Below are 18120 nucleotides of genomic sequence, written 5' to 3'. Positions count from 1 at the left end.
AATTGATGCGGGCTTGCGAGGAAAGATAGCATTTTAGCGATTGGTAATTCGCCAACGCCCGGACTTGCTCCGTAAACGTCACCGTATTACGCACCCACATCTGTGAGGTGATGAGAGTGGCTGAGATACTTGCCGCCGGTGAGGCGATGGAGCGGGCGCTGGCGCTGCTCGAAGGCGGCGATGTCGTCGCCATTCCGACGGAAACCGTCTACGGGCTGGCCGGCGACGCCACCAATGGCGTTGGCGTGGCGCGGATCTTCGAGGTCAAGGGCCGGCCACGCTTCAACCCGCTGATCGCCCATGTCGCCGATCTGGCGATGGCCGAGCGTATCGCGCTGTTCGATCCGCTGTCGAAAAGACTGGCGCAGACATTCTGGCCGGGACCGCTGACGCTGGTGCTGCCGCAGCGGCCGGGCAACGGCATTCATCCGCTGGTCACCGCCGGGTTGGATACGATCGCGCTGCGCATGCCGAAAGGCTTTGGCGGCGAGCTGATCGCCAGGCTCGGCCGTCCGCTTGCGGCGCCTAGCGCCAATTCTTCGGGAAGGATCAGTGCCACGACGGCCGAGGCAGTGGCGGCCGATCTCGGCTCAAAAATCAGGCTCGTGGTCGATGGCGGCGCAACGTCCGTTGGGCTCGAATCGACGATCGTCAAGGTCGAGGGCGGAAAGCTGCGGCTGCTGCGGCCGGGCGGCATTGCCGCCGAGGAGATCGAAGCGGCCGCCGGCGTGAAGCTGTCGCGCGGCGCGGCGGGCATCGAGGCTCCCGGCATGTTGGCCTCGCACTATGCGCCGGGCGCTGCGGTGCGGCTCAACGCCGAGACAATTGCCAAAGGCGAAGCCTTGCTGGCCTTCGGTGATCGCCGTGCCGAGGGTTGGCAGAATGCCGCCGCTTTGCGCAACCTGTCCGAGACCGGCGACCTGCGCGAGGCCGCAGCCAACCTCTTTGCCCACATGCAGGATCTCGATCGCAGCGGCGCCAGGACAATCGCCGTCGAGCCCATCCCATTCGATGGGCTAGGCGAGGCGATCAACGACCGGCTTTCGCGCGCCGCCGCCCCTCGTGACCAGGCCGCCCCGCGTGACAAGATCGATTGAGCACCATAGTTTCCATCCATGAACGACATATCCAGGGATATCGACCCCGCCCTCGTCGACCGCTTTGCGGCCATCGTCGGCGACAAATATGCGCTTCGCGACCAGCAGGATATCGCGCCTTACCTCACGGAGAGACGCGGCCTTTGGCATGGCAGGACGGCGCTGGTGCTGAGGCCCGGCAGCGTCGACGAGGTCAGCCGCATCATGCGGCTGGCGACCGAGACGGGCACGCCCATCGTGCCGCAGAGCGGTAATACCGGGCTGGTCGGCGCGCAGGTGCCAGACACATCCGGCCGCGAGATCGTGCTGTCGCTGTCGCGGCTGAACAGCATCCGCGAGATCGACGTGCTGTCCAACACGGTCACCGTCGAGGCCGGGGTCATCCTGCAGACGCTGCAGGAGGCGGCCGATGCCGCCGACCGGCTGTTTCCGCTGTCGCTTGCCGCGCAAGGCTCCTGCCAGATCGGCGGCAATCTCTCTTCCAATGCCGGCGGCACCGGCGTGCTTGCCTATGGCAATGCGCGTGAGCTCTGCCTCGGCGTCGAGGTGGTGCTGCCGACCGGCGAGGTGTTCGACGATCTGCGCAAGCTGAAAAAGGACAACACCGGCTACGATCTGAAGAACCTGTTTGTCGGTGCGGAAGGCACGCTCGGCATCATCACCGCTGCCGTGCTCAAGCTTTTCCCCAAGCCCAAGGGGCGCGAGGTGGCGTTTGCCGGCCTGTCCTCGCCCGAGGCGGCGCTGTCTCTGCTCAGCCTGGCGATGGATCGTGCCGGGGCCGCGCTCACTGCTTTCGAGCTAATCGGACAGAGGCCCTATGACTTCACGCTTCTGCACGCGCCAGGCGCCGTGCGGCCGCTGGCCGAGGATTGGCCGTGGTATGTGCTGATGCAGATCTCGTCGGGCCGCTCAGCGGAAGATGCAAGGGCCCTGATCGAGGAGGTGCTGTCGGAAGGTCTTGAACAGGAGATCGTCGGCGATGCGGTGATCGCGGCAAGTCTCGCCCAAGGCGATGCCTTCTGGAATTTCCGCGAGGTGCTGCCCGACGCACAGAAGCCCGAAGGCGCCTCGATCAAGCATGACATCTCGGTGCCGGTGGCGGCTATCCCGCAATTCATCGAAAAGGCGGCCGGCGTCGTGCAGTCGGTCAGCCCCGGTGCGCGCGAGGTCTGTTTCGGCCATATGGGCGACGGCAACCTCCACTACAATATTTCCCGGCCGGTCGGCGGCGATGATGAAGCGTTTCTTGCGCTCTACCATGCCATGAACAAGGCCGTGCACGATGTCGTGCGCGGCTTCCACGGCTCGATCTCGGCAGAGCACGGCATTGGCCAGCTGAAGCGGGATGAATTGATCGCGACGGCGCCGCCGATGGCGATCGAGCTGATGCGCAGGGTGAAGACGGCCTTCGATCCGGCCGGCATCATGAATCCCGGTAAGGTTATCTGATCCTTTCGATATCTTGTGCCTGGTCGTATTCCGATAACCATCCCTCCGAGATCAGCAAAATTTAACCGACTTTCTTAAGCGCAGCGATAAGAAGCCCGCGCTAATGTTTCCCCACAACGAGGCTGGAAAAACCGGCCCGGAGACCCGGAAAGACCGGCTCTCAGGAGAGACAGGAAAGGCACAATATGAACACTGGACTGAAGCCAGTCTGGGCCGGGCGCAACATGCGCCTCGACCCATTCCGCCTGCCGCAGGTAGTGAGCTACGCCACGCGCGACGACTATGGCGACGTTACCTTCACCATCGACCACCGTGGCGCCGTCATTCGCCGCATGCTGGAGATGAGCGGCGTGCCGGCAATCATCGCTCTGCCCGCCAACGCGTTTCGCGGCGTGGCCGCCCGCGCGATGGAGGACCCGGATGGCAATGTCACAGTGACCTTGGAGCTTCTGCACAATGATCCGATGCTGTCGGTGCCGTTGCTTGTTGCCGACGATCTCGAGGATGTCGCCGCCGACTGGCGCGCCTGGGCCGACGCTTACCGTCTGCCGATGCTTCTGATCGAATCCGACGGCGTCGCCCGCACGCTGGAGGAATCGCTAGGCGCTGCCATCAAGACATTGCCGGCGCAGGACCGTCGCAAGGGTCGGATCTCGAACACGCGCCGCCCGCGCTTCCTCGCGCGCCGCCGCGCCGGCGATCTCGGCCTCAGGCTGGTCATCGGCGGCCAGGAAATCATTTCGCGCGACGAATAGTGCATCTGCGGCTCTCCCTTCTCCCCTTGTGAGGGCTTTGCACGGGGAGCGAAGTGGATTTCGGTGGTCAGTGAGGGCCTTTTTGAAGGCCGGCAGAGCGGTTTTCCGCGGCCCTTGCGGGGCCTTTGTCAGTTTAGGCAGCCATCCTGCCGGATTGTGGACGCACTCCTCCCTCATGTCCGCCTCTCATCGGGTGGATAGAGGACGCCAATCATGGTGCGCAGATTGTAAGCGCAGGCGGCCAGTATGCACTGCGTGCGGTTGGTGGCGAGGTTGAAGAAGCGCAGGCGTCGCATGCCGTAACGCTCCTTGAACACGGCGAAAGGCCGCTCCACTGCCGCCCGCACCTTGGCGATCAGCCGGTTGCGCAGCTTGTGGCGCGGCGGCAACTCGGGGTGATGCTTGTTGGGCCGCCGCATCAGCCGGTCCTTAATGTTGGCGGCGGCGAGCCGGGCATGGCGGGCGTGGGTGTAATAGGCTTGATCGCCATAGGCCGCCTTCTCGTCGCCGCAGATCAACTGGTCGGCCGGCTCGGTGTCGGTGACCGAGGCGTCGCTCGCCTCGACACGCCGGATCAAGGTGTGCTCCTGGTCGACGCCGATGTGCATCTTGTAGCCGAAGGTGCTCTTCTTGCCCTTCTTGCCCCAACGCGCATCCTTGTCGGCCGACGGCTTGACCGGACCTTGGTGGCCCTTTTTCGGCTGCTTGGGCGGACGGCCACGAGCCTGCAGGAACGTGGCATCGACCAAGGTGCCGCGCTTGACGATCAGGCCCTTCTCCTCCAGCTGACGGTTGATCTCCTCAAAGACCTTGTCGATCAGTCGCTCACGCGTCAGCTCCTCGCGGAAGCGCCACAGTGTCGAATGGTCGGGCGTGCGGTCCGAAAGGCTGAAACCGGCAAAGCGGCGGAACGACAATCGGTCCCGGATCTGCGCCTCAAGCGCCGGATCGCTCAGCCCATGCCACATGCCCAGCAAAAGACAGCGCACCAGCGGTTCCGCCGGATAGCTGGTGTTGCCCGAGCCAGGACCGCTGCGCTGACCCAGCAATGTTCGGATCGGCGCCCAGTCCAGTTCCTTCGATACTAGGTCGAAAATCGTCTCATCCGACGCCGCCAGACCGTCCGCCAGACTCAACTGACCCAAAACACGATCCGCCATCCCGAATCTCCCTGCTCCAACCTTCACCACAGAATCACCGTTCGGCTTCTGTGCAAAGGTCTCACAGGGGGAGAAGGTGGCCGAGCGAAGCTCGGTCGGATGAGGGGTGTTCCAGGGAACGCGAACGCCTCATTCCTTCCAACACCCCTCAACCGTCTCGGCGCTGCGCGCCGATCCACCTTCTCCCACAAGGGGAGAAGGGAACAGGCTCCCTAAACCAGCGGCTTCAGCGCCACCCACACAGCGCCGCCGATCAGGCCAAGGAAGACCAGCCAGCCGACCTGGTTGTTCGACCTGAACAGAAGCATGCACTGGTCCGGATCGTCGATGTCCAGCATGGCGATCTGCCTCGTCATATGGGCGCCGGCGGCGACCAGCCCAGCCAGCGCCGGCACTGGCGCCTGTGCCGACGCGAAGGCGATGGCGAAGCAGACCAGCGCCCCGCCATAGAGCCCGACGAGCCAGGCCTTGGTGTTGTCGCCGAACAGGCGTGCGGTCGAGCGCACGCCGACGATGGCGTCGTCTTCTTTGTCCTGATGCGCATAGATCGTGTCGTAGCCGATCACCCACAGGATGGAGCCGATATAGAGCATGACGGCCGGGCCATCGAGATCGCCGAACTCGACCGCCCATCCCATCAGCGCACCCCAGGAAAAGGCAAGGCCGAGAACCAGTTGCGGCCAATTGGTAAATCGCTTCATGAATGGATAAACAGCAACGATGGCAAGCGAGCAGATGCCGAGCAGGATGGCGAAGCTGTTGAATTGCAAAAGCACAGCGAGGCCGGCCAATGCCTGGATGACGAGAAACGCCCAGGCCTGCCGGCGTGTGACCTTTCCCGCCGGCAGCGGCCGCGAACGCGTGCGCTCCACCTGGTTGTCGATGTCCTGGTCGACCAGGTCGTTATAGGTGCAGCCGGCGCCGCGCATGGCGATGGCACCGATCAGGAACAGCACGAGATACCATGGCGCCGGTAGCAGCGAGAGCAGCGGGTCACCGGGGCGAGGGTAGGCGCTTGCCGCAAGGGCTGCCGACCACCAGCACGGCCACAGCAGCAACTGCCAGCCGATCGGCCGGTCCCATCGCGCAAGCTGCGCATAGGGCCACAGCCAGCGTGGCAGAATGCGGTAGACCCAGTGGCCGCTCGGCGCATCGGCGACGCGGCCCTGGGCTGCTTTCGACTGGACGGGTTCCATTGTGCTGGAGTGGCAGCAGAGGCGAACGCCGTCAAGCATCAAGCCAAATCGTCATGGCGTAAATATCGTAGGCGGCGAACCAGCCTTTCCCCCGATATCGGGCATTGATGCCCGACGTTCCCGTGCGCAATTGGTCCCAAATCATCCAAATGTCTTGACCCATCGTCCGAGGCGCAATAGCGCAGTCCTGATCGTGGAATGGCAAGGGATCTGGGCATGCGTGTTTTGTTGATCGGCTCCGGCGGCCGCGAACATGCCTTGGCCTGGAAGATTGCGGCCTCGCCGCTGCTGACGAAGCTTTACGCGGCCCCCGGCAATCCGGGCATCGGCCGCGAAGCCGAACTGGTGACGCTAGATATTGCCGATCATGCGGCGGTGGCCCGGTTCTGCATGGAGGAAAAGATCGACCTCGTCGTGGTCGGGCCGGAAGGGCCGCTGGTCGCCGGCATTGCCGACGACCTTCGCGCTGAGAACATTCGCGTCTTCGGCCCGTCCAAGGCGGCGGCGCGGCTGGAAGGCTCGAAAGGCTTCACCAAGGACCTTTGCGCGAAATATGATATCCCGACCGCCGCCTATGGCCGTTTCGGCGACCTGGCGTCGGCCAGGGCCTATGTCGAAAAGATGGGTGCGCCGATCGTCATCAAGGCCGACGGCCTCGCCGCCGGCAAGGGCGTCACCGTCGCCATGACGCTGGATGAGGCGCTGGCCGCGCTCGACGCCTGTTTCGACGGGTCTTTCGGACAGGCCGGCGCTGAGGTGGTGGTCGAGGAGTTTCTCACCGGCGAAGAGGCGAGTTTCTTCTGCCTGTGCGACGGCGCGACCGCGCTGCCGTTCGGCACCGCGCAGGACCACAAGCGTGTCGGCGACGGCGACATCGGCCCGAACACCGGCGGCATGGGCGCCTATTCGCCAGCGCCGGTGATGACACCGGAGATGATCGACCGCACGATGCGCGAGATCGTCGAGCCGACCATGCGCGGCATGGCCGAACTTGGCGCGCCGTTTTCCGGCGTGCTGTTCGCCGGGCTGATGATATCAGACAAGGGGCCGAAGCTGATCGAATACAACACCCGTTTCGGCGACCCGGAATGCCAGGTGCTGATGATGCGGCTGAAGGACGATCTCTTGGTCCTCCTCAACGCTTCTGCCGATGGCCAGCTTGCACATATGTCAGCGCGCTGGCGCGACGAGGCGGCGCTCACCGTGGTGATGGCGGCCAGGGGCTATCCCGGCACGCCGGAAAAGGGCTCGGTCATCCGCGGCGTCGAAGAGGCCGCGGGCGATTGCGTCGACATCTTTCATGCCGGCACCGCCATCAACAGCGGCGCGCTGGTCGCCAATGGCGGCCGTGTGCTCGACATCACGGCTGTCGGCGGCACCGTCGGCGAGGCGCAGAGACGAGCCTATGCCGCGCTCGACCGGATCGATTGGCCGCAAGGCTTCTGCCGCCGCGACATTGGTTGGCAGGCTGTGGCGCGCGAGCAGGTGCGCTGACCCTTCAACGGCTTTCAGATTTAGCGCAGCCCACGGTCGAACTCGGTCGATGCGGTGCTGACCGGATCGCTGGCGGCGGGCGCCGCTTCAGAGGCCGATGCAGAGCGCTTCTCCTTCCGCGTCCAGGCCACATATTCGGCAACCCCGCGCGGAAGGCGCGGCGCGGCCTTTACAAAAGGCAGTTGAAAGCTGCTGCGGAATTTGGTCCAGCGTGCGCTAAACGCGGCGGTTATTTCGGCGAAGGTCGGTGGTGCCGCCACGGTCGCGTAGGTGATGGCATTGCCGGCTAGCCCAGCCTCGCGCGAGAGAGGCACCGGTATCGAGGCGAGGTAAACCGGCTGCACGTCGATCAGGCCGCCGAAGGGCCATTGCGCGCGCAATGCGGCGGCATCCATCGGTGCGACATTGACATCGATGTCGTTGGGCGTGCCAGCCACCCGGTAAGGGCAGCGGAACCGCCCGCAATTCGCTTTTGCCGAAAACTGCCAGAGTGCGTAGCCTTGCCAGTTGCCCATCGGGAAATGCACGCCGATGTCGGGCTTGTAGCGCGCATACCAGAGCGGTAGCCGCGACAGGAGCCGGTATTTGTACTTGTTGTCGGCGATGTGCTTGGCGGTCTTGCCGTTGGTGTAGAGCACCGGAAAGCGGCCAATCCGCCGATGCACGTGGCGCGCGAACTCCTCGGCATCCTCGAGCGACATCCATTTCGTGGGGTCATCATCCTCGATGTCGAGAGCAAGCAGGTCATCCGGCCCAGGCTTCGCGAAATTGATGAAATTATTCGCCTGTCCCACGGGATTGCCGGGGCGGGCGAGATGATAAGCGCCCCATTTCAGGCCGAGCGCCTTGGCCACCACCTTGCGCGTCTGGAACAGTTCCTGCGCTACCGCATGGCGCTTCCACAGCGACTTGCAGAGCCTTGTCTCGGTCTCGGCACCGAAACAGAAATAGGGTGGCGGCATCCCGTCGGACGCCTTGTTGATGAAGCCGACGATGCGTTTGTCGGTGGCAAGTTCAGCCCAGTCGATGGAATTGTATTCGTAGGCGTCGATCACCAGCGCCCGGTCGGTGTTCTTCCACGGCTCGGAGAAATCCGAGGCTTGTGCCGGCCCCAACGCCATTGTCATCGCGGCCGCGACGACGAGGAGTCCTAGGCGGCGAAGGGGGTGCGCCGGCGGTTTCAAACAGCAGATCCTTGCTGGCCAAAGCCTGATCCTGAACCGCCATGGTTAAGGAAATGTTTTCGGCGGCCCGCGGCGAATGCCGCAATTCTGCCGGTGGCGGCTTCGCTGGCCATCAACGGCGGGAGAGCGGCTGGATTTGGAATGGGTCGGGCGCCGGCGCTTGCGGCAGCGTTCCCTCGGCCTCGCGTTTGCGATGATGAGCCACCGAGCATTGCGGCGAACACAGAATGCCGCGATCCGACCAATAGGCGGCGCCGTCCTCGACCTTGCCCCGATAGTGCCCAAAACCTGCCGCTCGATAGGGCAGCCCGCATTCGAGACAGCGATAGGCGTCAGGTCTGGCGAGCACGGGCGGTCCGATCCGGTGTTCTTGATCCGTCGCCGGTCGAACTTGTCCGGCTTTTGCCGAATTTAGCCTGTGTCGCAGCAATTGCAAAATCTGCGTGACAAATTTTGACGTTTACGTAAAAAGAAGGTGGGAGAGGCGACCCAAAGGCGGATGGTTTTGTGTCGGCACGGATCTTAAGTTGACCTGCCGGACACAGGAGGAGCGAGCGGCATGTATCGGGCACCAGTCGAGGAAATCGCCTTCACGCTGAAGCACGTGGCCGGCCTGAAGCCGGCGCTCGACGCCGGCACCTTTGGCGACCTTGGCGAAGATCTCGTCGACGCCATTCTGGCGGAAGCCGGCCGCTTCGCCAGCGAGGAAGTGGCGCCGCTCTACAAGATCGGCGACGAGCATGGCGCGGTGCTGAAGGGTGCGGCCGTCACCACGCCGCCTGGCTGGAAGGCGCTTTATCGGCGCTGGATCGACGGCGGCTGGAACGCGCTGTCCGCGCCGGAGGAGTTCGGCGGCCAGGCGCTGCCGACCATGCTGGGCGTCGCTGCGCTCGAAATGTGGAACTCCGCCGCGATGGCCTTCGGCATCGGCCCGACGCTGACTATGGGCGCGGTCGAAGCGCTCGACAAGCACGCATCACAGGCGCTGAAAGCCAAGTACTTGGAAAAGCTCGTCTCCGGCGAATGGATGGGCACGATGAACCTGACCGAGCCGCAGGCGGGCTCGGACCTGAATGCATTGCGCGCCCGCGCCGAGTCAGCCGGCGACGGCACCTATCGCATCTTCGGGCAAAAGATCTTCATCACCTATGGCGAGCACGATTTCACCGACAACATCATCCATCTGGTGCTGGCGCGGCTGCCGGACGCGCCGGCCGGCACACGTGGCCTTTCGCTGTTCCTGGTGCCGAAATTCCTTGTCGGCGACGATGGCGCGCCGGGCGCACGCAACGATGTGTTCTGCTCCGGGCTGGAGCAGAAATTGGGCATCCACGCCTCGCCGACCTGCACCATGATCTATGGCGACGGATTCGAAGGGATGGCGCCCGGCGCGATCGGCTGGCTGATCGGCGAGGAAAACAAGGGCCTCGCCTGCATGTTCACCATGATGAACAATGCGCGACTTGCCGTCGGCATGCAGGGCGTGGCGGTCGCCGAAACCGCCACGCAGATGGCCCTCGCTTATGCCAATGACCGCCGGCAAGGCAAGGCTGCAAGCTATGATGACAACGGCATGGCGCCGATCGTCCATCACCCGGACGTGCAGCGCAATCTCCTGACCATGAAGGCGCTGACCCAGGTTGCGCGCGCCATCAGCTATTCCTGTGCGCATGCCATCGACAACGCGCGGATATCCAGTGGCGATGAAGCCATCCACTGGCAGGAGCGCGCCAATCTGTTGACGCCGCTGGCCAAGGCCTTTTCCACCGATGTCGGCGTCGAGGTCGCCTCGCTCGGGCTGCAGGTGCATGGCGGCATGGGCTTCATCGAAGAGACGGGTGCGGCAGCACTTTATCGCGACGCGCGCATCGCGCCGATCTACGAAGGCACCAACGGCATCCAGGCGATCGATCTGGTGGCGCGCAAGCTGCCGCTCGGTGGCGGCGAGCATGTGCACGGCTACATCGTCGAACTGAAAGCGGTCGCCAATCAGGTGCGGACCTCAAATCTTCAGGGGTTTGGCCGCACCGCCGATGGTCTCGACAAGGCGCTCGACGATGTCAGCGAAGCGACACGTTTCCTGCAAGGGCTGCTGGCCGATGGGCAATCGGACGAGGCGCTGGCCGGTGCGACGCCCTATCTGAGGCTGATCTCGCTTGCGGCAGGCGGCGCTTATCTGGCGCGCGGCGCGCTTGCCGACCAAAGCCGCATCGCCCTTTGCCGTTTCTTCGCCGAAAACCTGGTTGGCGAGGCGGGCGCGCTGAAGGAGCGCGTCATCGGCGGCGCCGAAAGCCTTGCCGCTGCCGGCAAGGCACTGATTTCTGCCGGAACTTCCTGACGTTCACAAGCTCACGTCCACAAGGGCCCGACCATGACAGACCATATCCTCGTCGAGCGCCAGGGCGCCATCCAGATCCTCCGCATCAACCGTCCGGAAAAGAAGAACGCGCTGACGCGCGCCATGTATGCGAAAATGTCCAAAACCCTTGCCGAGGGCGATGCCGATCCGGCGGTCCGCGTTCATGTCTTCCTCGGTGTTTCAGGCGCCTTCTCGTCCGGCAATGATCTTGCCGATTTCATGGTCGTCGCCACCGGCGGCGAGGGCGGCACCGAAGTCTGGGATTTCCTGATGGCGCTGGCCAGGGCGGAAAAGCCCATGGTTTCCGGCGTCGACGGCATTGCGGTCGGCATCGGCACAACGCTCAACCTGCATTGCGACCTGACCTTCGCCACGCCGCGCACAATGTTCCGCACGCCCTTCGTCGATCTCGGCCTGGTTCCCGAGGCGGGATCAAGCCTGCTTGCGCCTGAGATTCTGGGCCGGCAAGGCGCCTTCGCGCTGCTTGGTCTCGGTGAAGGCTTTTCGGCCGAGCGGGCGAAGGCCGCCGGGCTGATCTACGCGGTGGTCGAGGAAAACGAGCTCGAAGCCTCCGTGCTGGCAGCGGCCGGCCAGATCGCAGCCAAGCCGCCGCAAGCGCTGAAGATCGCGCGCGACCTGATGCGCGGCTCGCGTGAAGACCTCGTTGCCCGCATCGGCCAGGAGAGCGAGCATTTCCGCGAGCGGCTCAAATCCGACGAGGCTCGCGCTGCCTTGATGGCCTTCCTGACCAGGAAGAAGGTAGGCTGAAGGCGGTGTGGCCTGATGACGGGGCCATGGTGTTGGCGATTTTACAGGGCCTGCGGCCACCGTTGGGCGGCGTGCATGACGGTGAGGATTTCGACAGTCTCGCCGTTGACGCGATAGGGGACGATATACGGAATATCGACCAAAACGAGCTCCCGCGTCGCCTTGATGCGCCCGATGCGCCCCATGGCCGGTTGCTCGGCGAGATGTTCAGCCGCCGTCACGATGCGCGCAATGACTCGGGCGGCCGCCTCGGGGTTGTCCTTCTCGACGTGTGCGCCGATTTCGTCAAGCCGACGCAGCGCTCGCTTGGTCCAGCGGATTCTTTTGCCGCTCATCCTTGGCGGGCGGACTTGACGTATTTTCCGACAACAGCGGCTACATCACGGTCACTGGCAAAATCGCCGCGCTCGGCTTCGGCCAACCCGGCCTCTATCTCGGCGAGTTGCCATTCCTCACGGGCTACAAAGTCCTCAATGGCCTGCGCAGCCACATAGGAGCGCGAGCGGTCGAGCTTTTCGGCAAGCTGGTCAAGTCTGTTTGCGGTTTCGTCCGGGACGCGCACGGTGAAAGCCGTCATGGTCTTAACTTTCGTTTGGTTCACGATGATTATTGGTGAACCAAGGTGGTTCGTCAAGGATTACCGGGGTCCTCCCGGGGGCCTGGTGCCCCTTACTTCAAGGCGCGCCCACCCTATATCGGCGAGGCCATGTTGTCGCGCGCCCAGTTCTCCCGTTGGTGAAGCTGCTTAAGGGCCACCTTATCAGGGATAAAGTCTTGTCTTGTCCCAGCCGCCCTTGGCGTTGCGGGAAAAGACGACGCGGTCGTGCAGCCGGAAAGGCCGGTCGTGCCAGAACTCGATCGTCTGCGGCACGATCCGGAAGCCAGACCAGTGTTTCGGCCGTGGGATCTCGCCGATCGCATAGCGCGCCGTGTATTCGGCAACTGCTTTTTCCAGTGCGAAGCGGCTCTCCAGCGGCCGCGATTGCTTCGACGCCCAGGCGCCGATGCGGCTGCCGCGCGGGCGCGTCGAATAATAGGCGTCCGCTTCCGCCTCGGTGACGATCTCCACCGGCCCGCGCACGCGCACCTGCCGGCGCAGCGATTTCCAGTGGAAGCACATCGCCGCCTTCATGCTGCCGAGAATCTCACGGCTCTTGGCGCTCTCGAAATTCGTGTAGAACACAAAGCCGCTTTCATCGAACCCCTTGAGCAGCACCATCCGCACATTCGGCATGCCTTCGGCATCGACGGTCGCCAGCGCCACGCCGTTGGGATCGTTGATCTCGCTCTTCGTCGCGTCGTCGAGCCATGCGGCAAAGAGGCGGAATGGCTCGGCAGCCTCGGTAAAGTCACCGCTTGTTAACTCAGTTTCGCTCATAGTTTTTCCAAATTCTATTGCCGGCTGGGGAGATTGCCGATTGTCGCGTATCGCGCAACCTTTTGACAGCAGGCAATGGAGCCTTATTGCTTCGGCCAGTGCCCAGGTTGCGGTAAAGGTCGCAATCATGCTGGTCGTCTTGCCGCTTGCCGGCTGCGGTGCCGGCGGCTTCAGCCTGGAGCAGGCGGAGGTCGACCGTACGATCCTGACCAGCAGCACGCCTGCTTCAGCCTCGCCGATCGATCAGGATCGCGCCTCGGACCAGACGACGATCCGCAACGCGGTGTCTTCCGCCGATATCCAGGAACTTGGCGGGCAGGCCGTTCCCTGGGCGAATTCCGATACCGGTTCGCGCGGCTCGATCACGGAACTGGCAGAGTCTAGGGACAACGGCCAGCTTTGCCGCCGCTTCACCGCCTCGCGCGAAAGCTTCGACGGCGTCGCGCTGTTCAAGGGCGAGGTGTGCCTTGCCGGCGCCGGCGCCTGGCGGATGCAGGACTTCAAAGCGCTCTGATTTTCCGCCATCATATGACCGCGCGCCACTGGAATTTCTTCCTATGCGAGCGCATATAGATGGCAATCGTGGACTCACTCCTTCTCCAGGGCAGGAAGCATGCGCGACCCCTATGAGGTGCTGGGCGTTGCTAAGAACGCATCGGCCAAGGACATAAAATCGGCGTACCGCAAACTCGCCAAGGAGTATCATCCGGACCAGAATCCGGATCCCAAGGCGAAGGAGCGGTTTGCCGCGGCCAACCAGGCTTACGAGATCGTCGGCGACGAGAAGAACCGTGCCGCTTTCGATCGCGGCGAGATCGACGCCGATGGCAAGCCGCGTTTCCAGGGCTTCGAAGGTGCCGCGGGCGGCGCCGATCCGTTCGCCGGCTTCCGTCGGCAGCAAGGACCGGGCGGCTCGCGCTTCGAGTTTCGCTCAAGCCGTCCGGGCGGCGATCCGTTCGACGGCAACAGCGACATCTTCAGCCAGATTTTCGGCGAGACCTTCTCTCGCGGTGCCGGCACGGGCGCCGGCCGGCAGGCGCCGTCCGGCGCCGACCTGAACGTGACGCTCGACGTCACCATCGAGGAAGCGGCGACCGCGGAGAAGGTGACGGCGATGTTCCCCGACGGACGCAAGGTCGCCGTCAAGCTGCCAGCCTATGTCGAGGACGGCCAGACCATCCGGCTGAAAGGCCAGGGCGAGCAAGGGCCGGGGCAGCCGGGCGACGCGCTGGTCAAAATCCGCTTCCGCCGCCATCCGCGCTATCGTGTCGAAGGCCGCGACCTCCATGCCGACTTGGCCGTGGCACTGGCGGATGCCGTGCTGGGTGCCAAGGTGGCGGTCGAAACGCCGACCGGCAAGCTTGCGGTCAATGTCCCCGCCTGGTCGAGCTCGGACAAGGTCCTGCGGCTGAAGGGCAGGGGCCTGCCGGAAAAAGTTGGCGGTCACGGCGATCTCTACGCACATGTGCGGCTGATGCTGCCTGAAGGTGGCGACAGCGATCTCGAAGCGCTGATGCGCAACCGAAAACGCTAGCTTGGCGCGTCAAAGGCGGGCTGCGCCGCAAACGCTCCTGTCTCTCACCTGTCCGTTTTGATCGATTGCAGGACTCAGCCGCATTCCGCGACATCGCTCGATGACGAACGCCCGCCCGGAACACGGCCGGCTCGCGCCAGGCGGGTCAGTCGCTCGTCGCCGACAGCGTTTTCTTTTGCGCGGGCGGAATAAACCCGCGGCCGCCCCGTTTCCAGACCATGCCGGAGGCCGATGAAGTCGCGGTCGAAAACCGCCAGGACCGAGCTCAGCCGAGCGGGCTGAACGTCGAGGGGCGGTCCAAGAGCACGTCTTGCCCCAATCTGGATCTTTTGGTTGACTAACGAAATTGTCCGTCAAACGAGTAGCAACGAAGGAGCGCGTTGGATTGCTGGGTCATGCGTTATCGGGTTTGGAAAGTGCGTTCGGAGAAATCCGGGCGATGTATCGAAACGACAGCCTCAGCAGGGTATTCGCGCTGATAGTGATATGCCTGAATATCTTCGTCATCACCGTTCCATTCGCGATCGAGGCGCTTCGATCTGTCGCAATTTCGCGCTACGATTTGCCTGCGCGTTTCAACATCAGCAGGGATGGATCGCTGCCCGAGATGTTCAACTACGGGCAGGCCGCGCTTTGCGCCCTGTTTCTGTTCGGCGTCTGGGTTCGAACCAGGGAGCATATGTTTCTTGCCTGGTCCCTGATTTTCAGTTTTGTGACGCTCGACGACGCCACCCGTTTCCATGAGCGCGGCGGCCTGCTGCTGGCAGCGACATTCGACCTCGTTTCGCTGCCGGGCATGCGGGCTCGCGACACCGGGGAAATCATCACTTGGTCGGTGGTCGCGCTCGGCCTGCTGGCGCCGCTGTTGTGGTCATTCCGCCAAAGCAGACCCAGGCAACAAGCCCTCGGATCGGTGTTTTTGCTGCTGTTCGCGTGTCTTGTCGGCTTTGCCGTGGTGGTGGACATGCTGCACTTCCTGACGGGCTCGAAGCTCGTTGGTTACGCGGAAGACGGCGGCGAGATGCTGTCGATTGCCGTCGCCTGTTGCTGTGCGTTCATCCTCTATCGCGGGCTGGGGCGTGATGCGGATCTTCAGGCAATGGATCCGAGCCTGCCGTTCTCGAAGCGGACATAACCGAATTGCTGAAACGGCCGCGCGAACAGGAGGAATAAGTTTGGCTCCGGCCCGTTACCCCCGGGAACATTCCTGGAGGGCCAATGCTGTCGCACCTGTTTCCGTCCGTTCCAACGCGCAGGTTCTGGCGCCGTTCAGAACACCAGGAGGTGAAGCCGAAGCCTGCTATGCCGGCGAAACCTTGCCGCTGGCGCGCCCTATACCTCGCCCTGCCATTGATGGTCTTCCTGTGCGGCACGTCGCCAGCGGCCAAGGCGGTCGTGCCGGGCACCGACGCCAATGTCGTCACAGCAATCGACGTATCGGACTCGATCGGCCGATATGAGGAATGGCTCCAGCAGGCCGGGCTCGTGCGGGCGCTCGTCCACCCCGACTTCCTGCGCGCCGCACCGCCGGCCCGCGGCGTCGGATCGGGTTCGCCGTCTTCACATGGTCAAGCGATGGCAAGTTCGACCTGTTGGTGCCGTGGACCGTCATCGGCTCGGCCGAGGACGCCGCGCGCCTGTCTCAGGCGCTCGCTTCGGTGACGCTCATCGACCGGACCCATTACGGAGGCGGCGATATGGAGCAAGACCGCGACGGCGACGCTGATCCCGCGGCGATGCACGATCGTCTGACAGACATGTCGGAGGCGATCGACTTTGCTTCGCTCCTGTTGACGTCATCGCCGCACGCGACGGAGCGCGCGGTCATGAACATCTGCGCCAACGGAACCGACAATTTCGCGGGCGGAACAGAATCCTCGCGAGACGCGGCGCTGGAACTACTCTTGCAGAACTGCTGCATGGCATGGCGTGCCGTCTTTTCGTCAATTTTCGCTTGAGCACGCCACAAGCGCTTCGCCCAGGCAATCGATCCTCCGGGCCGGAAGGTCAGGTGGGCGGGCACTGTCCGTTTTTGAGCGCTTGAAGGGACTCTGTGCCTGTGCGATAGGCACTCCACAAAGCAGAAATTGCGGAGAGCGCTCACATGGCGGGTGGACAAGGCATTATGGCCGGCAAGCGCGGGCTTGTGCTTGGCGTCGCGAACAATCGGTCGATCGCCTTCGGCATAGCCAAGGCCTGCGTCGACCACGGCGCCGAGATCGCGTTGACCTATCAGGGCGAGGCGTTCAAGAAGCGCGTCGAGCCGCTGGCGGCGGAACTCAACGCCCATGTCGCCGGCCATTGCGACGTCACCGATCCGGCAACGCTCGATGCGGTCTTCGACGACATCGCCAAGCATTGGGGCAAGCTCGATTTCCTCGTCCACGCCATCGCCTTTTCCGATAAGGACGAGCTGACGGGCCGCTATGTCGAGACGACGCGTGACAATTTCCTGCGCACTATGGACATTTCGGTGTTTTCTTTCACCACCATCGCCAAGCGCGCCGAGGCGCTGATGACCGATGGCGGCTCGCTGCTGACATTGACCTATTACGGCGCGGAAAAAGTGATGCCGCACTACAACGTCATGGGTGTCGCCAAGGCAGCGCTCGAAGCCAGCGTGCGCTATCTGGCGGTCGACCTCGGCGGGAAGAAGATCCGCGTCAACGCCATCTCCGCCGGTCCGATCAAGACGCTCGCCGCCTCCGGCATCGGCGATTTTCGCTACATACTGAAGTGGAATGAATACAATTCACCGCTGAAGCAGACGGTCACGCAGGAGGAAGTCGGCGATTCAGCGGTCTATTTCCTGTCCAACCTTTCACGCGGCGTCACCGGCGAGATCCACCATGTCGATTCCGGCTATCACGTCGTTGGCATGAAGGCGGTCGACGCGCCTGATATTTCGACCGTCAAGGAATAGACTCTCCTCGAACTCTCCCGCTTCCCGCCTACTCCCCGGATGACCTGATGTATCCGCTCGTCTACATCGCGCGCCACGGCCAGACGGAGTGGAACGCCGAGGCCCGGCTGCAAGGACAGGCCGACACCGACCTCAACGCGCTCGGCCGCGAGCAGGCGACCCGCAACGGTCTTCGGCTGGGCGAATTCGTTCATAACCCTGGAGATTTCGACTTTGTCGCCAGCCCGATGCGGCGGACGCGCGAGACCATGGAGCGCATCCGCGCTGCGATGAAGCTCGATCCGCAAGCTTACCGCACCGATCCTCGCCTTGTCGAAATGAGTTTCGGCGACTGGCAGGGTTTCACCTTTCCCGAACTCGAGGCCCGGCATTTGGGCTCGGCCAGGGAGAGGCGCTTCGACAAATGGAATTTCCTGCCGCCCGGCGAGGGCGCCGAAAGCTATCAAATGCTGCTCGAACGGATAAGGCCGTGGTTCGACGCGCTGGACCGCCAGACGGTCTGCGTGACCCATGGCGGCGTCGTGCGGGCCCTGTTCCGCATGGTGCTGGGAATGCCCGAGAAAGAAGCCGCAAACCTGGATGTGCCGCAGGATCGCTTGCTCAGGCTAGAAGGACGACGCCTGGAGTGGCTCTAAGGGGCGAAATCCAATCATTCGGAACGACCGGGGTTTTACTTCTTCTCGGACATTGATGCCAAGTCGGGGACGACGGAAAGTTGACCCGAAGCAGCCCATTGCCAAGCCAGAATGCCGTCTCAAATGCCGCCATTCTGGGGAAACCGCCGGCGGCGGTTGGTACGGCCTTTGCAAAGGGGGATGCGGTC

At 63.5% G+C, this 18120-nt stretch carries 19 protein-coding genes; 12 read left to right on the top strand and 7 right to left on the bottom strand.

Annotation, left to right across the window (positions count from 1 at the left end):
• The first annotated feature begins 116 nt into the window (after positions 1-116).
• From EJ075_RS02865 to EJ075_RS02855, 3 genes are all read left to right on the top strand, one after another.
• Positions 117-1097: an L-threonylcarbamoyladenylate synthase gene (locus EJ075_RS02865; protein ID WP_164547030.1), complete on the top strand. Its 981-nt coding sequence runs from the start codon at positions 117-119 to the stop codon at positions 1095-1097.
• Between the two features lie 18 nt (positions 1098-1115).
• Complete coding sequence (locus EJ075_RS02860) at positions 1116-2546, top strand: FAD-binding oxidoreductase (protein ID WP_126103273.1); 1431 nt, start codon at positions 1116-1118, stop codon at positions 2544-2546.
• A 185-nt stretch (positions 2547-2731) separates the two neighbouring features.
• Positions 2732-3301 (top strand): DUF6101 family protein, encoded by a 570-nt coding sequence (locus EJ075_RS02855; RefSeq protein WP_095483974.1) that lies wholly within the window; start codon positions 2732-2734, stop codon positions 3299-3301.
• A 173-nt stretch (positions 3302-3474) separates the two neighbouring features.
• Here EJ075_RS02855 and EJ075_RS02850 read toward each other — a convergent pair whose 3' ends face one another.
• Together EJ075_RS02850 and ubiA are read right to left on the bottom strand one after the other, a co-directional pair.
• Positions 3475-4461 (bottom strand): IS5 family transposase, encoded by a 987-nt coding sequence (locus EJ075_RS02850; protein ID WP_126103272.1) that lies wholly within the window; start codon positions 4459-4461, stop codon positions 3475-3477.
• 212 nt (positions 4462-4673) lie between these two features.
• Positions 4674-5657: a 4-hydroxybenzoate octaprenyltransferase gene (ubiA, locus tag EJ075_RS02845; protein ID WP_095486214.1), complete on the bottom strand. Its 984-nt coding sequence runs from the start codon at positions 5655-5657 to the stop codon at positions 4674-4676.
• 216 nt (positions 5658-5873) lie between these two features.
• Here ubiA and purD point away from each other — a divergent pair, with 216 nt between their 5' ends.
• On the top strand, positions 5874-7151 hold the full coding sequence (purD, locus tag EJ075_RS02840) for a phosphoribosylamine--glycine ligase (RefSeq protein ID WP_126103271.1): 1278 nt from the start codon (positions 5874-5876) through the stop codon (positions 7149-7151).
• A 20-nt stretch (positions 7152-7171) separates the two neighbouring features.
• On the opposite strand, the gene EJ075_RS02835 is transcribed toward purD, so the two are convergent.
• Together EJ075_RS02835 and EJ075_RS02830 are read right to left on the bottom strand one after the other, a co-directional pair.
• Positions 7172-8272, bottom strand: a complete 1101-nt coding sequence (locus EJ075_RS02835) for a glycoside hydrolase family 25 protein (protein WP_164547252.1) — start codon at positions 8270-8272, stop codon at positions 7172-7174.
• 175 nt (positions 8273-8447) lie between these two features.
• On the bottom strand, positions 8448-8684 hold the full coding sequence (locus EJ075_RS02830; protein WP_126103269.1) for a hypothetical protein: 237 nt from the start codon (positions 8682-8684) through the stop codon (positions 8448-8450).
• Between the two features lie 210 nt (positions 8685-8894).
• Between EJ075_RS02830 and EJ075_RS02825 the strand changes: the two genes are divergently transcribed.
• On the top strand, positions 8895-10673 hold the full coding sequence (locus EJ075_RS02825; protein ID WP_126103268.1) for an acyl-CoA dehydrogenase: 1779 nt from the start codon (positions 8895-8897) through the stop codon (positions 10671-10673).
• A gap of 33 nt (positions 10674-10706) precedes the next feature.
• Positions 10707-11462, top strand: a complete 756-nt coding sequence (locus EJ075_RS02820; RefSeq protein ID WP_126103267.1) for a crotonase/enoyl-CoA hydratase family protein — start codon at positions 10707-10709, stop codon at positions 11460-11462.
• Positions 11463-11503: 41 nt separating this feature from the next.
• Here EJ075_RS02820 and EJ075_RS02815 read toward each other — a convergent pair whose 3' ends face one another.
• The 3 genes from EJ075_RS02815 to pdxH all read right to left on the bottom strand — a co-directional run bounded on the left by EJ075_RS02815 (position 11504) and on the right by pdxH (position 12840).
• Positions 11504-11797 carry a type II toxin-antitoxin system RelE/ParE family toxin gene (locus EJ075_RS02815; RefSeq protein WP_126103266.1) on the bottom strand — a complete coding sequence of 98 codons (294 nt, stop codon included), beginning with the start codon at positions 11795-11797 and terminating at the stop codon, positions 11504-11506.
• Positions 11794-12039, bottom strand: a complete 246-nt coding sequence (locus EJ075_RS02810; protein ID WP_126107218.1) for a CopG family ribbon-helix-helix protein — start codon at positions 12037-12039, stop codon at positions 11794-11796. The genes EJ075_RS02815 and EJ075_RS02810 overlap by 4 nt, the downstream gene beginning before the upstream one ends.
• A 183-nt stretch (positions 12040-12222) precedes the next feature.
• Positions 12223-12840 (bottom strand): pyridoxamine 5'-phosphate oxidase, encoded by a 618-nt coding sequence (gene pdxH, locus EJ075_RS02805; RefSeq protein WP_126103265.1) that lies wholly within the window; start codon positions 12838-12840, stop codon positions 12223-12225.
• 40 nt (positions 12841-12880) lie between these two features.
• Between pdxH and EJ075_RS02800 the strand changes: the two genes are divergently transcribed.
• The 6 genes from EJ075_RS02800 to EJ075_RS02770 all read left to right on the top strand — a co-directional run bounded on the left by EJ075_RS02800 (position 12881) and on the right by EJ075_RS02770 (position 17932).
• A complete protein-coding gene (locus EJ075_RS02800; RefSeq protein WP_126103264.1) occupies positions 12881-13354 on the top strand; it encodes an RT0821/Lpp0805 family surface protein in 474 nt (157 codons plus the stop codon).
• Positions 13355-13453: 99 nt separating this feature from the next.
• Positions 13454-14374 carry a DnaJ C-terminal domain-containing protein gene (locus EJ075_RS02795; protein ID WP_126103263.1) on the top strand — a complete coding sequence of 307 codons (921 nt, stop codon included), beginning with the start codon at positions 13454-13456 and terminating at the stop codon, positions 14372-14374.
• A gap of 385 nt (positions 14375-14759) precedes the next feature.
• Positions 14760-15509: a hypothetical protein gene (locus tag EJ075_RS02790; protein ID WP_126103262.1), complete on the top strand. Its 750-nt coding sequence runs from the start codon at positions 14760-14762 to the stop codon at positions 15507-15509.
• 328 nt (positions 15510-15837) lie between these two features.
• On the top strand, positions 15838-16332 hold the full coding sequence (locus tag EJ075_RS02780) for a DUF1194 domain-containing protein (protein WP_126103260.1): 495 nt from the start codon (positions 15838-15840) through the stop codon (positions 16330-16332).
• Positions 16333-16478: 146 nt separating this feature from the next.
• Positions 16479-17297: an enoyl-ACP reductase FabI gene (gene fabI, locus EJ075_RS02775; protein ID WP_095486201.1), complete on the top strand. Its 819-nt coding sequence runs from the start codon at positions 16479-16481 to the stop codon at positions 17295-17297.
• Positions 17298-17344: 47 nt separating this feature from the next.
• A complete protein-coding gene (locus EJ075_RS02770) occupies positions 17345-17932 on the top strand; it encodes a histidine phosphatase family protein (RefSeq protein WP_126103259.1) in 588 nt (195 codons plus the stop codon).
• Positions 17933-18120: the final 188 nt, after the last annotated feature.

The sequence above is a fragment of the Mesorhizobium sp. M6A.T.Cr.TU.016.01.1.1 genome (genome assembly GCF_003952585.1).
GTDB classification, from domain to species: domain Bacteria; phylum Pseudomonadota; class Alphaproteobacteria; order Rhizobiales; family Rhizobiaceae; genus Mesorhizobium; species Mesorhizobium mediterraneum.
The sequence above is the reverse complement of the archived record's forward strand: the minus strand, read 5'-3'. Positions and strand labels throughout refer to the sequence as shown.

Excerpts from the sequence above, each read along its gene's own strand:
- EJ075_RS02820 (WP_126103267.1), top strand. The coding sequence starts at position 10,707 with ATGACAGACCATATCCTCGTCGAGCGCCAGGGCGCCATCCAGATCCTC.
- EJ075_RS02770 (WP_126103259.1), top strand. The coding sequence starts at position 17,345 with ATGTATCCGCTCGTCTACATCGCGCGCCACGGCCAGACGGAGTGGAAC.
- ubiA (WP_095486214.1), bottom strand. The coding sequence starts at position 5,657 with ATGGAACCCGTCCAGTCGAAAGCAGCCCAGGGCCGCGTCGCCGATGCG.
- EJ075_RS02780 (WP_126103260.1), top strand. The coding sequence starts at position 15,838 with ATGGCTCCAGCAGGCCGGGCTCGTGCGGGCGCTCGTCCACCCCGACTT.
- EJ075_RS02855 (WP_095483974.1), top strand. The coding sequence starts at position 2,732 with ATGAACACTGGACTGAAGCCAGTCTGGGCCGGGCGCAACATGCGCCTC.
- EJ075_RS02850 (WP_126103272.1), bottom strand. The coding sequence starts at position 4,461 with ATGGCGGATCGTGTTTTGGGTCAGTTGAGTCTGGCGGACGGTCTGGCG.
- purD (WP_126103271.1), top strand. The coding sequence starts at position 5,874 with ATGCGTGTTTTGTTGATCGGCTCCGGCGGCCGCGAACATGCCTTGGCC.
- EJ075_RS02795 (WP_126103263.1), top strand. The coding sequence starts at position 13,454 with ATGCGCGACCCCTATGAGGTGCTGGGCGTTGCTAAGAACGCATCGGCC.
- EJ075_RS02825 (WP_126103268.1), top strand. The coding sequence starts at position 8,895 with ATGTATCGGGCACCAGTCGAGGAAATCGCCTTCACGCTGAAGCACGTG.
- EJ075_RS02815 (WP_126103266.1), bottom strand. The coding sequence starts at position 11,797 with ATGAGCGGCAAAAGAATCCGCTGGACCAAGCGAGCGCTGCGTCGGCTT.
- EJ075_RS02810 (WP_126107218.1), bottom strand. The coding sequence starts at position 12,039 with ATGACGGCTTTCACCGTGCGCGTCCCGGACGAAACCGCAAACAGACTT.
- EJ075_RS02835 (WP_164547252.1), bottom strand. The coding sequence starts at position 8,272 with ATGGCGTTGGGGCCGGCACAAGCCTCGGATTTCTCCGAGCCGTGGAAG.
- pdxH (WP_126103265.1), bottom strand. The coding sequence starts at position 12,840 with ATGAGCGAAACTGAGTTAACAAGCGGTGACTTTACCGAGGCTGCCGAG.
- EJ075_RS02860 (WP_126103273.1), top strand. The coding sequence starts at position 1,116 with ATGAACGACATATCCAGGGATATCGACCCCGCCCTCGTCGACCGCTTT.
- fabI (WP_095486201.1), top strand. The coding sequence starts at position 16,479 with ATGGCGGGTGGACAAGGCATTATGGCCGGCAAGCGCGGGCTTGTGCTT.